Source organism: Mycobacterium sp. E2497, assembly GCF_001668695.1.
Lineage (GTDB): Bacteria > Actinomycetota > Actinomycetes > Mycobacteriales > Mycobacteriaceae > Mycobacterium.
Map to the genome: position 1 here is coordinate 49063 of NZ_LZKD01000139.1, position 13457 is coordinate 62519.

Below are 13457 nucleotides of genomic sequence, written 5' to 3' on the forward strand. Positions count from 1 at the left end.
ATGGCCAAGCTCGACTACGACTCGCTCAATTCGACGATCCGCTACCTGATGTTCTCGGTGTTCTCCGTGGAGCCGGGTGAGCTCGGTGACCAGCGCGACGACGTCATCGATGAAGCATCGACGTTCTTCAAGCAGCAGGAGGAGCGCGGCGTCGTGGTCCGCGGCCTCTATGACGTGGCGGGCCTGCGGGCCGACGCCGACTTCATGATCTGGACTCACGCCGAACGGGTCGAGGCGCTGCAGGCCACCTACGCCGACTTCCGGCGCACCACCGCGCTGGGGCGGGTCAGCTCGCCGGTGTGGAGCAGCGTGGCACTGCACCGGCCGGCCGAGTTCAACAAGAGCCACATCCCGGCTTTCCTGGCCGGCGAGGAGCCCGGCAACTACATCTGCGTCTATCCGTTCGTGCGGTCCTACGAGTGGTACCTGTTGCCCGACGAGGAGCGCCGCCGCATGCTCGCCGAACACGGCATGGCCGCCCGCGAGTACAAGGACGTCCGGGCCAACACCGTGCCGGCGTTCGCGCTCGGCGACTACGAGTGGATCCTGGCCTTCGAGGCCCCCGAATTGCACCGCATCGTCGACCTGATGCGGGAGCTGCGGGCCACCGACGCGCGCCGGCACACCCGCGAGGAGACGCCGTTCTTCACCGGCCCGCGCGTGCCGGTCGAGCAGTTGGTGAACTCGCTGCCATGACTCAGCCGCAGTTCGATCCCACCGATCCGGCCCGCTTCGAGGAGATGTACCGCGACGAGCGGCTGTCGCACGGATTGCCCGCCGCCACGCCGTGGGACATCGGCGGCCCGCAGCCGGTGGTCCAGCGGCTGGTCGCCCTCGGCGCGATCAAGGGTGAGGTGCTCGACCCGGGCACCGGGCCGGGCCACCACGCGATCTACTACGCGTCCAAGGGGTATCCGGCCACCGGCATCGACGGGTCGGCGACCGCGCTGGACCGGGCGCGCGAAAACGCCCGCAAGGCAGGTGTTTCGGTCAACTTCGAGCTGGCCGACGCCACCAAGTTGGACGGCCTGGAAGGCCGCTTCGGCACCGTCGTCGACTGCGCCTTCTACCACACCTTCAGCACCGATCCCGAGTTGCAGAGGTCCTACGTGCGGGCGCTGCGCCGGGCCACCAAGCCCGGCGCGCGGCTGTACATGTTCGAGTTCGGGGAACACGACGTCAACGGGTTCAAGATGATGCGGTCGTTGTCCGAGAACGATTTTCGTGATGTGCTGCCGCACGGCGGCTGGGAGATCACTTATCTCGGGCCGACGACCTACCTGGTGAACATGAGCGTCGAGCAGATCGAGATGATGGCCGAGCGCAATCCCGACATGGCCGATCAGGCGCAGGACTTACTGAAGCGATTCCGCGCGATGGAGCCGTGGCTTCAGGGCGGACGGGTGCATGCCCCGTTCTGGGAGGTGCACGCCACCCGCGTGGACTGAGGACTCGCCTCTCGCCTTGGGCTCCCGTTCTTCCGCGAAAGTTAAACCACGGCGGCGACTTTCGGCGTGTCGTGTGCGTGGTTTAAGTGTCGCGGCATCCCCGACGGGCAAGTGCCTGACGCACGCGGCGGAGCACGTCTTCGGGCTTGTCCTCGGCGATCACGCGGATAACGACCCAGCCCAGTTCCTCAAGCTTGCGCAGCCGGCTCTGGTCGCGCGCGTACTGCCGACGGCTGGCGCGATGGTGGTCGCCGTCATACTCGACGGTCACCCTGTATCTCTCCCAGCCCATATCGAGGACGGCAACCAGTCGCCAGTTCTCCTGCACAGGGATCTGCGTCGTGGGGGTCGGCAGGCCGGCGTCGATCAGCAGCAAGCGCAGCCACGTTTCCTTTGGGGATGCTGCGCCTGGGTCGACCAGGGGAAGGGCTGTGCGTAGCGCCCGCAGGCCGCGGGCTCCTGCGTGCCGCTTGGCGAGGAGCATTACCTCCTCGCTCGAGAACGGCGTCGCTCGCATCAGCGCGTCGAGTCGTGCGACCGCCTTGCCGCATGGCGGCCGCCTGGCCAAGTCGAACGCCGTCCTCGCGAGAGAAGTCACCGGCAGACCGTTGATACGTGTGACCTCGTCGGGTCCGACTCGCGGATTGCGGGTGATCACGCCAGCCGGCGGATGCGGGTTCCGCCAAATCAGCTCGATCGGCTCGTCGCCGTCGATCCATTGCGAACCGTGTAGGGCCGCGGCGGCAAGTCCGGCAAGCACGCCGCGGCGGTCCGACCACAACCATGCTCCGGCCGAACGGGTGGTGAGCGACGGCGTGGCGTGGGCCGGCACATAAACATCGGGATATATCGCGCGAAATTGCACTCGCAGCTGGTGCCGGCTTAGGGCACCCCGCCCTAACGCCTCACTGCCGATAAACACGTCGTCCACACCTGGAAGACGTCATGACGGTCTCGCAGGCTCCGCGAGACTTAAACTGTGGCGGCGATTTGCGGCGTGTCGTGTGCGTGGTTTAAGTGTCGCGAGATCGAACGGGGATTACGACCCCGACGGCACCAGCCGCAGCGAGATGGAGTTGATGCAGTAGCGCTGATCCGTCGGGGTGGGGTAACCCTCGCCGGCGAAGACGTGGCCCAGGTGGCTGTGGCAGTTCGCGCACAGTACCTCGGTGCGCGTCGTGCCCAGTGAATGGTCGGGCCGCAGGATCACCGCGTCGGAGTTCGCCGGGTCGAAGAACGACGGCCAGCCACAATGCGATTCGAATTTCTCTGTGCTGCGGAATAATTCGGCACCGCAGGCCCGGCACTGGTAGACGCCTTCGGTTTTGGTGTCGGTGTACTCACCGGTGAACGGCCGCTCGGTGCCGGCCTGACGCAGCACATGAAACTCCTCGGGCGTGAGCTTCTGCCGCCACTCGGCTTCGGTCAGCTGCAGCTTCGGGCTTGTCATGCATTCCACGCTAGCGAAAATCGCGGTGACCCGCTGCGCCCGGCTCCGCCTTGCTCGCGATCACGCCCACGCCGGATCGATGCCGTCGTCCAGCCGGTTCTCGGCCTTGGCGTCCAGGTAGCGGAACAGCAGCACGGTGAACGCCACGATCAACAGCAGCGACCAGCCGTAGGTGATCTTCAGGTAGTGCAACGCGCGGCCGTATCTCATCCACCGGTAAATCAACCAGTCGTCCAGCGTCATGAAGCCGTAGATGCCCAGCCACGCCGGCCAATTGCGGATCAGCGAGTTCGGCAGCACGACGGTCATCAGGAACGGGAGCAGCATCATCGAGTAGTAGCCCTGGGCCAGCGACAGCACCAGCCACGACCACAACAGCAGCACCCCCGAGGAACCGGTGAACCAGAACAGCGGGTCGCGGGTGCGGTAGTAGCGGTACAGCAGCCACATGGCGCCGATCGCCAGCAGCGTGAACAGCACCCGCAGGAACACGATCAGCCACGTGGGCAGGCCGAAGTAGACGCCGTTGCCCTCGATCGAGCTGTTGAAGTAGTCCCGGGTGCCCAGGATGTAGGGCACCGTCTTGGTGACGAAGTCCATCGGGTCGCTGACCAGCGGCCACGCGGCCAGGTTGATGGCGACGGGCACGACGACGGCCGGAACCAGGGCGCGCCACTGGCGGTTGAGCAGGGGCAGCAGCAGCAGCGGCCCCAGGACGGGTTTGAGGGTCAGCGTCAGGCCGATCGCCAGCCCGGCCCACCACTGGCGGCTGGCCCGGCCGTCCAGCAACCACCGCAGATACAGCACCTCCGCCATCAGGACGCAGCCGTTGATGTTGGTGAAGACCAGCGTGCTGGTCACGCTCTCGGTGCAGAACATGGCCAGCAACAGGGCGGGCGCCGCCACCGAGGACAGCGTGAACTTGAACAACCGCAGCAGCAGGTACCAGGCGATCAGGATGGCGACGGTGTTGATCAGGATGAACAGGTACCGCGATGGCGTGAAGGACAGGTACCCGAACGGCGCCATCAGCAGCGTGCCGCCGGGCGGATACAGGTAGTGCGGGTCGACGTAGTCGAAGTGTTCGTTGTAGATGTCCCAGCCGTGCCGGAAGTTGAGCACCGCCCGGTACACCGGCTTGAAGTCGTCGGTGATGTTGCCGTTGAGCGGGAGGATGATGCTGCGGTGCAGGACCGAGAAGATGGCGATCGGCCACAGCGCCGTCCGCACGATCGTCGCGGTGCTCGGCGGGCCGCTGCGGGGGCGAAAGGCGGCCAGGATCCAGTCGCGCAAGCCGGTTCGGGTCGATTCAGCTGCGGTCACCAGCGCACCGTACACCGGGAGCGGCGCGGAAAGTCAGGCGGGACAGTAGGTGTCGGTGCCGGGCAGTTTGCCGCTGTTGACGTAGCCGACGAGCGGGGCGACCGCGCAATTCGAGTAGATGCTGGCGCCGTGGCCGATGCCCTGCCACATCACCCGCTTGCTGGCCGCGTTGGCGTTGATGACGGTGGCAGCGGTCGCGGCGACCCCTTCGGTGCCGACGATCGGGTCGTTCTGCACGCCCAACAACAGGACGTCGACCTTCAGCGATTTCGGCGGCGCCGGCGGCGAGACGGTTGGCCAGTGCACGCACTTGACCAGGTTGAGCGCCGCGACGGTGCCGAACTGGGGGTACAGCTTGCCCCACGCCACCACCAGTTCGCGCACCCGGTCCGGGGTGGGGCGGTTGACGGCGTCGCTGCAGGTGTTGACGAACTGGCCGTCGGTGTCCTGGGTGGCATCGGCGTGGTTGATGAGGTTGGTCAGCTGGTTGGTGTCCCCGGAGCGCGCGGCCGCCAGCGCATTGGCCAGGGTGGTGGTGGCGTTGATTCGCCCGCCGGACGGGAAGCCCAGCGCGACGGTGATGGCGTCGGCCAGCTGCGCCACCGACACGCCGCCGGGTCCCTTGCCGGCGCGGGCGTCGGCCAGCAACCCGCTGACGGCGCCCTTGGGGTCGGGGCCCAGCGCGCAATTCACCGCCAGGCATTGGGCGGCGAACGCGTCGAGCGCGGCCTGCTGGCCCTTGACCTGTTGTTCGGCGCCGGCTTCGGCGCTGACCCCCAACGCGACCGGCGAGTCGAGGATCAGCCGGGCGACCTTGTCGGGGCGTGCCGCGGCGTAGGCCAGCGCCACCTGGGCGCCGTTACCGACCCCGACCAGCGCGACCGCCGGCACGTCCCACAGCGTCCGCAGTCGCTCGATGTCCGAGGCGGCGTGGGCGTTGTCGTAGGCGGACGCGCCGGGCGCGATGGCGTCGGTGCAGTTGGTGGTAGCGGTGTTCGCGACGTCGGACAGGTTGGCGACGGGGTCGTCGCCGGTCTGGAACTGCGCCTGGTCGCGCATGATCTGGCGGTCGGAGGGGTCGCGGCAGTCGATCGGGTTCGACATGCCCATGCCGCGACGGTCGACGGCGATGATCGGATGCGCCTGCAGCACGTCGGCGCCGCCCCGCGACAGCCAGACCGGAAGCTGCGCCGAGGACGGCAGGTCCGAGCCGGTGGTGAACACCAGCGGGCCCGCGTCGCGCGGCGTCTGGTTCGAACGGGCCCGGACCACGCCCACGCTGACGTTGCCGGTGCCGCCGCCGTTCGGGTCCAGGTCGGCGTCGTAGTTCGCGCAGTCCAGCTGGACACCGGCGGCGGGCGGGACCGCGGCGTCGCCGAACACCTTCGCCGTGCAGTCGTGCCACGGCAGGTCGTTCTTGGGCGCGGCGATCGGCGGCGGGCCGCTGGGGGGCGGCTTGGCGGTGGTCGCCCCCTGCGGCCGGGCACCGGAATTGGTGGCGAAGCGCGGGTCGGCGGCCAGGCCGGGGACGCAGCCGGCGACCACGGTGGTCACCGCAACCAACACCGTGGCGAGCGTGATCTGCCGACTCATGCCGACCACAGTAGCTAGGCGGCGATCGCAAGCGCGGCGAAGCCGGGCGCAGGGGGTCGCCGCAAAGCTAGGCCTTGACGTAGCGGGTGTACAGGTAACCGGCGTCGTCGGTCAGAACGTGGGCACAGCGCATCCGGGTCAGCAGCTGGCTGGGGCCCGTCGCGATGCGCCGGGCCAGGCCGCCGACCAGGTAGGGCGCGATGGTCAGACACAGCTCGTCGAGCAGGTCGCGCTGGATCAGCGAATCGAGCAGCATCGGCCCGCCCTCGGTCAGGATGCGGCGCAGTCCGCGATCGCCGAGGATCGCCAGCATGGCGGCCTCGTCGACCTCGGCGGGGTCGTCGCCGGAGCAGTCGATCACCTCGCACAGGTCGGTGAGCATCTGGCGCGCCGGGGTCGCGGCCGCCGCGCAGGTGAGCACCAGCGGCGGCACCTCGGTCCGGGTGAACACCGCCATGTCGCGGTCCAGGCGACCCGATTTGGTGACGATCGCCAGCTGCGGGACCTCGCTTTGCCCGCGGGCCTGCCGCCGCTGCCGTTGAGCGGCGCTGAGCTGCGCGCCGGAGTAGCCCTCGACCCGCACGGTGCCCGCGCCGACGACGATGACGTCGGCGAGCTCGCGCAGCAGGTTGAACACGAACCGGTCGCCGGGGCCTCCCATGGTTCCGCTGCTGCCGCCGGAGGTGGCGCCGCCGTCCACGCTGGCGATGAAATTGGCCCGCACCCACGTCCCGTCGCCTTCGGGATAGTCGTAAAACCGGGGGATTTCACCGTCGGTGAGTTCGCGTACCGATCCGAGCAGCGACAGCGGCGTCTCGGGAAGGCCCATGAGGTTGATTGCAGCACGCCGCTACAGTTCTGGCATGCACGGGTCCCCCTCGCGGTCGGTGGCGCGCCTGGTGGACCGGCATCCGACCGTGTCGCCCGAGCGATTGATCGCCCAATTGACGCCGCCCCCAACGTTCGCCGACGTGAGCTTCGCGACCTATGAGCCCGATCGGGCGGAGCCGACGCAAGCGGCCGCCGTGGCGGCGTGCCGAGACTTCTGCCGTGAGGCGGTGCAACGCCGCGCGGGCCGGCGAAAGTTGTTGGGCCGACGGGCGGTGCTGCCCGGTGTCGGGTTGTATCTGGACGGCGGGTTCGGCGTGGGCAAGACCCATCTCCTGGCGTCGGCCTACTACGAGTTGCCCGGCGACGGACCGGAGTCGTCAACTCCCAAGGCGTTCGCGACATTTGGGGAGCTGACGCAGCTGGCCGGCGTGTTCGGTTTCGCCGAATGCGTGGACCTGCTGGCCGGCTACACGGCGGTGTGCATCGACGAGTTCGAGCTGGACGACCCCGGCAACACCACCCTGATCTCGCGGCTGCTCTCGTCGCTGGTCGAGCGGGGGGTGTCGGTGGCCGCGACCTCCAACACGCTGCCCGAGCAGCTCGGCGAGGGCCGGTTCGCCGCCCAGGACTTTCTGCGTGAGATCAACACGCTGGCAAGCATTTTCACGACGGTACGGATCGACGGGCCCGATTACCGGCACCGGGGGCTGCCGCCTGCGCCGCAGCCGCTGTCGGACGACGAGGTCGCCGCGCGCGCCACGCGGGTCGACGGGGCGACGCTCGACGATTTCGACGCGTTGTGCGCGCACTTGGCCACCATGCACCCGTCGCGGTACCTGACCCTCATCGAGGGGGTGACCGCCGTGTTCCTGACCGGAGTGCACGGTATCGACGACCAGAACGTGGCGCTGCGGCTGGTGGCGCTGACCGACCGGCTGTATGACGCCGGCATCCCGGTGGCCGCCTCGGGCGACAGGTTGGATTCCATCTTCAGCGAGGAGATGCTCGCCGGGGGCTACCGAAAGAAGTACCTGCGGGCCATGTCTCGGCTGCTGGCGCTGACGGTCAACGAACCGCGCGGGTCATGATGAAGTCGTTCTCGAGGCTGGCGCCCACCCGGAAGGTCCGGGTGCCGCTGACCGCGAAGCCGCTCTTGGCGTAGAAGCGTTGCGCGCGTTGGTTGGCCTGGTTGACGCCCAGCCACACCCGGCGCGCCCCCCATTCCGCGGCCGTCGTCAGCGCGAGGTCCATCAGCGCGGCCGCGACCCCGGTGCCGTGGTGCTCGGCCGCGACGTAGATTTTGGACAGCTCGGCGGCGTCATCGTCGTCGGCGTCGCGAATCAGCATGGCGTAACCGGTGATTCGATCGTCGTAGCCCGCCGTCAGGATCGCCCGACGCGGGTCGGCCAGGTACTCGGCGAAGCGCGCGGCCGAGAGGTTGGCGTCGACGAAGGCCGCGATGTTCTCGGGTGCCATCGAGTCGGGGCAGGCCAACGCAAAGGTGCGCGCGGCGATATCGGCAAGCCGCCGAACGTCGACGGAGTCCGTCGTGACGACGCGTACGGTGCTTGTCAGAGGTTCCACTGCGCGAGGTGGTAGCCCGTCTTCTTGTCCAGCAGCACCACGGTGGAGACGGGATCGCGGTAGGCGTCCCAATACACTTCGCCGCGCACGACCGCACCGTTGGGCGCGTTGGTCAGCACGTTGTCCAGCGCGTCGGGCGCATCGGTGGCCCGCGGCTTGTAGGCGTCGGCGAACGGTGTCACCCCGTCGAAGCTGAAGTTCGTCGCCATGATGAACGGATTGGGGACCCGGACGGCATGGACGACCACGTCGGCGCGTTCAACGGTGCTGCCCGGGAAGCCCTTGTAGGTGCCTTCGCGGGTGTAACCGAAGCCGGGCGGCGGATCGCACGGTGACACCCCGGCGACCGTGACGTCCGCGACGTAGGTGCCGGTGTCCACCCGCAGCGTGTCACCGATGTGGCCGATCGGGGCGTCACCGGCCCAGGCGCGGGGAGCGGGAAGAACGGCGACGGCGGTGACGCTCGCCGCGGCGACGAGGAACGCGGACACGACGATCGACCACCGGTGCATCTTCGCCATGTCTTGCCTCCTAGGCACCCTGGGAAGGGGACCTTCGAATGATTGCACACCCGGTCAGGCGGCCGGGAGGGGTTGACCGGACCCGGTCAGCCCTGCGCGCGGACGCTTGCGCCTGCCGCCAGCGATTCCAGCGCCTTGATCAGATCGGCCTCCACGCGGCCCTTGTCCACGCCGCAGCGGCGCAGCGGGCCTTCGTCGGGCGAGGCGTCCTCCAGCTCGAGCAGCGCCAGTAGCAGATGCTCGGTCCCAATGTAGTTGTGGCCCAAGCGAAGTGCTTCCCGGAAGGTCAGCTCGAGGGCCTTGCGCGCCGGTCCGGTGAAGGGGATGAGGTCGGGGGTCGTGGGGCCCGCCGGGGGCAGCTGCACGGCGGCGCGCAGCGCCTCGGTGTCGACCTTCTGCAGGTGCAGCAGCACCGTGGCCAGGGCGGCCGGATCACTGAGCACGCCGAGCAGCAGGTGGTCGGGAGTGATCCCGTCGTTGCCCGCTTCGTGCGCGGCGTTCTGGGCGGCCACCACCGCGCCCCGCGCCCGCGGGGTGAAGCGGCTGAAGCCCTGCTCGGGGTCCAGCGTGGCGGCCTCGGCGCGCGGGACGAACCGCTTCTGGGCCGCCTGTTTGGTGACGCCCATGCTCCTGCCGATGTCGGTCCACGACGCCCCGGAGCGACGGGCCTGATCCACGAAGTGTCCGATCAGATGGTCGGCGACCTCGCCCAAGTGCTCGGCGGCGAGCACGGCGTCGGCCAGTTGATCCAGCGCGTCGGTATGCACCGATTTGATGGCGTTGATCAGCTCGTCGAGGCGGACGGGATAGGCGATGCGCGTCGGGTCGGCCATGGCGTCAACGATAGGTTGACGCCATGTAGATGTCAACCACGGGTTGACGATCGTTAAGAATTGTTTCGCCGGCTGCGCTTGGGCCCCCGGGTCTGGAATATTTCGAATTTATGAAGCTTGTTCTGACAATTGCCAGCGTTGCGGCCGCTATCGGTTTGGCCGTGCCCGCGCACGCCGACGACACCGACGACGCATTCCTCGCGTCGCTGAATTCGGCCGGCTTCACCTATAACGATCCGGGCCAAGTCATCCAGGCCGCCCACTACGTGTGCTCGGCGGCCAGCAGTGGCACGGCGATGGCGGACATCGCCAAGGCGATGACGGGGAAGGCCGCCGCGCTGACCGAGGAGAAGGCGGAGAAGTTCACCGCGATCGCGGCCAGCGCCTACTGCCCGGACGCGATCTCGTCGTCCACCCCGGCGACCACCACCGCCAGCTCCTGATCGGACGATTCGCTCCACGAGATGCGGGCCGGCGGCAGCTCTGGAACGATCGGTGAGCCGTGAGGCTATTTCTGATCCTGCTCGCCCTCGGCGCCGCGATCGGCCTGGCCGGTCCGGCCCGCGCCGACGGCAGCGACGACGCCTTCCTCGCCACGGTCCACGCGGCCGGCCTGGCCTATTCGGATCCGGATCAGGCGATCACGTCCGGCAGGTCGGTGTGCAAGTTGGTGAGCGAGGGCGCGCAGTTGGGGGATGTCGTCCGGATGATCCAGATGCTCAATCGTGGGCTGCAGGGGGACGACGCCACCCGGTTTGCGGCAATCGCGGCCAATTCGTATTGCCCCCAGGCTCTTTCGGGACCCCAGGCCGCCTCTTAGCGGCGGCGTCGCGCTGACAATGTGATCCGCTTTTTACATACCCGCCCCCTAACGGCGGGTGAACGAAACGTGTAATCAACAATTTCTCCATACCATTTCGGCTACGGACAGCGCCCGCAGTCGAAAGGAAGCAGGGTTTGGACTTCCTTCAGCAGCAGTTAGTCGAACCCCTGAGCAACCTCCTCAATACGCACGTCCTGATCTATTTGCTGATCGGTGGCGGTGTCTATTTCACGGTGCGCACCCGTTTCATACAGATTCGTTACTTCGGGCGCATGGTCCGTCAGCTCCGCCGGGCGCACCACTACGACGGTGGGATCTCGTCGTTCCAGGCGTTCTGCGTGGGTCTGGCGTCGCGCGTGGGCACGGGGAACATCGCGGGCGTCGCGATCGCGCTGACGGTCGGCGGGCCCGGTGCCGTCTTCTGGATGTGGGTCGTGGCGGCGGTCGGCATGGCCACCGCGGTGATCGAGGCCACCCTGGCGCAGATCTTCAAGGTCCGCTCGGACGACGGCGCCTTCCGCGGCGGTCCCGCGTTCTACATCGAACGCGGGCTGCGGTCACGGGCGGGCGGCATCGCCTTCGCCATGCTGCTGGTTGTCACGTTCTCCACCGCGTTCAACATGGTGGAGACCAACGCGATCAGCGGGGTGTTGCAGTCGTCGCACGGCATCGGAGTCGGTTGGACCACAGTCGTTTTGGCGGTCCTGGCGGCGCCTGTGCTCTTCGGCGGCGTGCGCCGGGTCGCGCAATTCGCCGGCTCGGTGCTTCCGGTGGTGGCGCTGGCCTACACGCTGCTCGCGCTGGGAATCGTCGCCGTCAACATCACCGAGCTGCCGACGGTGATCAGGGAGATCATCGGCGGGGCCTTCGGGATCCGCCAACTGGCGGGCGGTTTCGCCGGTGGCGTGCTCGCCGCGATGTTCACCGGCGTCAAACGGGGCCTGTTCGCCTGCGAGGCCGGGATGGGCAGCTCGCCCAACATCGCCGGGGCCGCGACCGTCAGACATCCGGTGGAGCAGGGCCTGATTCAGTCGCTCGCCGTGTTCGTCGACACCATGGTGATCTGCACGGCGACGGCGTTCATCGTGCTGCTGTCGGGCCCGGACACCTACAACCCGGCCCGTTTGGGGGCGGTCGCCGGAGCCAGCCTGACGGAGTCCGCGATCGCCGCCGATCTCGGGTCGTGGACCACGGTGCTGATGACCGCCGTCGTGTTCGTCTTTGCGTTCGCGTCGGTGCTGAGCAACTACGTGGTCGCGGAGGCCAATCTGTTCTACCTGGGCGGCCGGCGCCTGGCGGCCAACGTGCTGAAGGTGGTCACGCTGCTGTCCATCGTCTTCGGCGCATTGGCCAAGCTGACGCTGGTGTGGGCGCTCGCCGACCTGACGATGGCGGTGATGGCCATCGCGAACCTGCTTACCATCTGCCTGCTGGGCAAGTGGGCGTTCGCGGCGCTCAAGGACTATCACCGGCAGTTCGCGCAGGGCCGGGGACCGGTTTTCGTCGCCAGCGAGGCGGGCCTGCCCGGTGTGCTGGACGGTGACATCTGGGAACCGGCGGAGCGCCGGCAGGTCGGAGCGCTGCCCGAGTCGTTGACGCTGCGCCGCCCGCCGCTGCGATTCTCCCGGGCTCCGGCGGCATAGCCGGCGCCGGCCGGTCAGAGTTCACCCGCCGTTTGCCCGACGAGATGCCATTCGCCGGCGGGTCTGCGAGAATCGCTGCGTTATGCGATTCCTACTGGTTCTGGCGGGCGCCGCGGCCGTGATTGGCCTGGCCGCGCCCGCGCACGCCGACGTCGACAACGACCAGGACTTCCTCAAGGACCTGCGCGACGCCGGCATCACCTACCAGGACGGCGGCAACGCGATCACGATCGGCAAGTCGGTGTGTGACCTGCTTGACGACGGGCAGTCGGACGCGAAGATCGTGACCGACCTGCGCAACCAGAATCCGGGCTTCCAGGGGGCCAGCGCCGCCAAGTTCACCTACCTCTCCGCGGCGCACTACTGCCCGAAGTACATCACCGGCGACGACCGCGGGCCCAAGCCCGACGGTGCGGCGGGCAACTGAGCGCTGCGGGGGTTGTGCCCGGCAATACGCTGGTCACTGTGCGTGCCGATCTCGGGCCGTTGACGTGGGGTGCCGCGGTGCAGACGTGGCGACCGGACCTGGTCTGCGTCGCGGTGGTCGCCCTGCTCGCCGCCGGATACACCTGGTGCTACCGACGGGCCCGGGACACCGAGCCGCCGGTCGGCCGCGCTCGAGCCGGGTGTTTCGCGGCCGGTGCGGTCGTGTGGTTGCTGGCGACGACGAGCGCGATCGGCGCCTACGCGTACGTGCTGTTCTGGGTGCGCGCGCTGCAGGTGGTGCTGCTGCTCTACGTCGTGCCGCTGTTGATCGCCCAGGGCAAGCCGGTCACGGTCTTGCGGGCCGCGCTGAGGCCGGGTGGCCGCGACCTGGTCGATCGGCTGCTGGCGACGCGCCTGGCCCGGGTGGCCGCGCACCCCGCAACCACGTCGGTGGCGATGCTGGCCACGCCGTGGCTGCTCTACCTCACGTCCTGGTACACCGCGGCCCTGGAAAACGAATGGGTGGGCGCGCCCACTCGAATTGCGTTGGTGGCCATCGGCTTTGGCTATTTTTACGCCCGGCTGCAGGAAGACCCGGTGCCCCGCAGGTACCCGCAGTCGATCTCGCTGCTGATCACCGTCGGCGAGGCCCTCGGCGACGGCGTCCTGGGGCTGGTCATCTGGCAGGGCGCATTGATCGGCTCGGCGTATTACGCGGACCTGCACCGCACCTGGGGCCCCGATCAGCGGCTCGATCAAACCATCGGCGCCGGCGTCTTGTGGATTCTCGGGGACCTGGTCGGGTGGCCGTTCGTGCTGCTGTTGATGCGCGCCCTGTCCCGCGACGAGAAGGCGCACGCGGTGCGGGTCGACGCCGAATTGGACACGGCCGAGGGTGCCGGGGACGGGAGCGTCGCACCGTCTGGACTGTGGTGGGAGAACGACCCGCAACTGCGCGAGCGGTTCCGCCGGGGCTGACGTC

General features: G+C 68.4%; 16 protein-coding genes. 8 read left to right on the forward strand and 8 right to left on the reverse strand.

All coding sequences use genetic code 11. The annotated features are described in order from the left end of the window. Both hemQ and A5713_RS12275 read left to right on the forward strand, forming a co-directional pair. Complete coding sequence (gene hemQ / locus A5713_RS12270; RefSeq protein WP_068095847.1) at positions 1-696, forward strand: hydrogen peroxide-dependent heme synthase; 696 nt, start codon at positions 1-3, stop codon at positions 694-696. Further along, entirely contained in the window at positions 693-1448 is a 756-nt protein-coding gene (locus A5713_RS12275; protein WP_068095849.1) for a class I SAM-dependent methyltransferase, read from the forward strand. Before hemQ ends, A5713_RS12275 begins: the two co-directional genes overlap by 4 nt. An 82-nt stretch (positions 1449-1530) precedes the next feature. Here A5713_RS12275 and A5713_RS12280 read toward each other — a convergent pair whose 3' ends face one another. The 5 genes from A5713_RS12280 to A5713_RS12300 all read right to left on the reverse strand — a co-directional run bounded on the left by A5713_RS12280 (position 1531) and on the right by A5713_RS12300 (position 6643). After that, on the reverse strand, positions 1531-2379 hold the full coding sequence (locus A5713_RS12280; protein WP_068095853.1) for an endonuclease domain-containing protein: 849 nt from the start codon (positions 2377-2379) through the stop codon (positions 1531-1533). A 108-nt stretch (positions 2380-2487) separates the two neighbouring features. Further along, entirely contained in the window at positions 2488-2898 is a 411-nt protein-coding gene (gene msrB / locus A5713_RS12285; RefSeq protein WP_068095855.1) for a peptide-methionine (R)-S-oxide reductase MsrB, read from the reverse strand. Positions 2899-2958: 60 nt separating this feature from the next. After that, positions 2959-4236: an arabinofuranan 3-O-arabinosyltransferase gene (gene aftC, locus A5713_RS12290; protein WP_068095856.1), complete on the reverse strand. Its 1278-nt coding sequence runs from the start codon at positions 4234-4236 to the stop codon at positions 2959-2961. A gap of 18 nt (positions 4237-4254) precedes the next feature. Then, positions 4255-5814 carry an alpha/beta hydrolase gene (locus A5713_RS12295; RefSeq protein WP_067927315.1) on the reverse strand — a complete coding sequence of 520 codons (1560 nt, stop codon included), beginning with the start codon at positions 5812-5814 and terminating at the stop codon, positions 4255-4257. A 67-nt stretch (positions 5815-5881) separates the two neighbouring features. Beyond that, positions 5882-6643: a pyrimidine reductase family protein gene (locus A5713_RS12300; protein ID WP_068095859.1), complete on the reverse strand. Its 762-nt coding sequence runs from the start codon at positions 6641-6643 to the stop codon at positions 5882-5884. Here A5713_RS12300 and zapE point away from each other — a divergent pair. Further along, positions 6642-7733, forward strand: a complete 1092-nt coding sequence (gene zapE, locus A5713_RS12305; protein ID WP_156751862.1) for a cell division protein ZapE — start codon at positions 6642-6644, stop codon at positions 7731-7733. The two genes, A5713_RS12300 and zapE, sit on opposite strands and share 2 nt — an antisense overlap. On the opposite strand, the gene A5713_RS12310 is transcribed toward zapE, so the two are convergent. From A5713_RS12310 to A5713_RS12320, 3 genes are all read right to left on the reverse strand, one after another. Next, positions 7711-8229 (reverse strand): GNAT family N-acetyltransferase, encoded by a 519-nt coding sequence (locus tag A5713_RS12310; RefSeq protein WP_068095861.1) that lies wholly within the window; start codon positions 8227-8229, stop codon positions 7711-7713. The genes zapE and A5713_RS12310 overlap by 23 nt on opposite strands. After that, positions 8217-8741 carry a hypothetical protein gene (locus A5713_RS12315; RefSeq protein ID WP_067927392.1) on the reverse strand — a complete coding sequence of 175 codons (525 nt, stop codon included), beginning with the start codon at positions 8739-8741 and terminating at the stop codon, positions 8217-8219. Before A5713_RS12315 ends, A5713_RS12310 begins: the two co-directional genes overlap by 13 nt. 95 nt (positions 8742-8836) lie before the next feature. After that, positions 8837-9583, reverse strand: coding sequence for a Clp protease N-terminal domain-containing protein (locus tag A5713_RS12320; protein WP_068095863.1), 747 nt, complete (start codon positions 9581-9583; stop codon positions 8837-8839). A gap of 110 nt (positions 9584-9693) precedes the next feature. Here A5713_RS12320 and A5713_RS12325 point away from each other — a divergent pair, with 110 nt between their 5' ends. The 5 genes from A5713_RS12325 to A5713_RS12345 all read left to right on the forward strand — a co-directional run bounded on the left by A5713_RS12325 (position 9694) and on the right by A5713_RS12345 (position 13453). Then, a complete protein-coding gene (locus tag A5713_RS12325) occupies positions 9694-10026 on the forward strand; it encodes a DUF732 domain-containing protein (RefSeq protein ID WP_067927301.1) in 333 nt (110 codons plus the stop codon). Positions 10027-10085: 59 nt separating this feature from the next. Then, the gene (locus A5713_RS12330; RefSeq protein ID WP_067927298.1) at positions 10086-10403 is read left to right on the forward strand and encodes a DUF732 domain-containing protein; all 318 of its coding nucleotides are present in this window, start codon (positions 10086-10088) and stop codon (positions 10401-10403) included. Between the two features lie 137 nt (positions 10404-10540). After that, complete coding sequence (locus tag A5713_RS12335) at positions 10541-12049, forward strand: sodium:alanine symporter family protein (protein ID WP_067927295.1); 1509 nt, start codon at positions 10541-10543, stop codon at positions 12047-12049. An 82-nt stretch (positions 12050-12131) separates the two neighbouring features. Further along, the gene (locus tag A5713_RS12340) at positions 12132-12476 is read left to right on the forward strand and encodes a DUF732 domain-containing protein (RefSeq protein ID WP_067927292.1); all 345 of its coding nucleotides are present in this window, start codon (positions 12132-12134) and stop codon (positions 12474-12476) included. 38 nt (positions 12477-12514) lie between these two features. Beyond that, positions 12515-13453, forward strand: a complete 939-nt coding sequence (locus A5713_RS12345; protein ID WP_068095919.1) for a cytochrome c oxidase assembly protein — start codon at positions 12515-12517, stop codon at positions 13451-13453. Positions 13454-13457: the final 4 nt, after the last annotated feature.

What these genes read in the sequence shown, in the direction of transcription:
- hemQ (WP_068095847.1), top strand. Translation starts at nt 1, where the DNA reads ATGGCCAAGCTCGACTACGACTCGCTCAATTCGACGATCCGCTACCTG.
- A5713_RS12275 (WP_068095849.1), top strand. Translation starts at nt 693, where the DNA reads ATGACTCAGCCGCAGTTCGATCCCACCGATCCGGCCCGCTTCGAGGAG.
- msrB (WP_068095855.1), bottom strand. Translation starts at nt 2,898, where the DNA reads ATGACAAGCCCGAAGCTGCAGCTGACCGAAGCCGAGTGGCGGCAGAAG.
- A5713_RS12295 (WP_067927315.1), bottom strand. Translation starts at nt 5,814, where the DNA reads ATGAGTCGGCAGATCACGCTCGCCACGGTGTTGGTTGCGGTGACCACC.
- zapE (WP_156751862.1), top strand. Translation starts at nt 6,642, where the DNA reads ATGAGGTTGATTGCAGCACGCCGCTACAGTTCTGGCATGCACGGGTCC.
- A5713_RS12300 (WP_068095859.1), bottom strand. Translation starts at nt 6,643, where the DNA reads ATGGGCCTTCCCGAGACGCCGCTGTCGCTGCTCGGATCGGTACGCGAA.
- A5713_RS12315 (WP_067927392.1), bottom strand. Translation starts at nt 8,741, where the DNA reads ATGCACCGGTGGTCGATCGTCGTGTCCGCGTTCCTCGTCGCCGCGGCG.
- A5713_RS12320 (WP_068095863.1), bottom strand. Translation starts at nt 9,583, where the DNA reads ATGGCCGACCCGACGCGCATCGCCTATCCCGTCCGCCTCGACGAGCTG.
- A5713_RS12325 (WP_067927301.1), top strand. Translation starts at nt 9,694, where the DNA reads ATGAAGCTTGTTCTGACAATTGCCAGCGTTGCGGCCGCTATCGGTTTG.
- A5713_RS12340 (WP_067927292.1), top strand. Translation starts at nt 12,132, where the DNA reads ATGCGATTCCTACTGGTTCTGGCGGGCGCCGCGGCCGTGATTGGCCTG.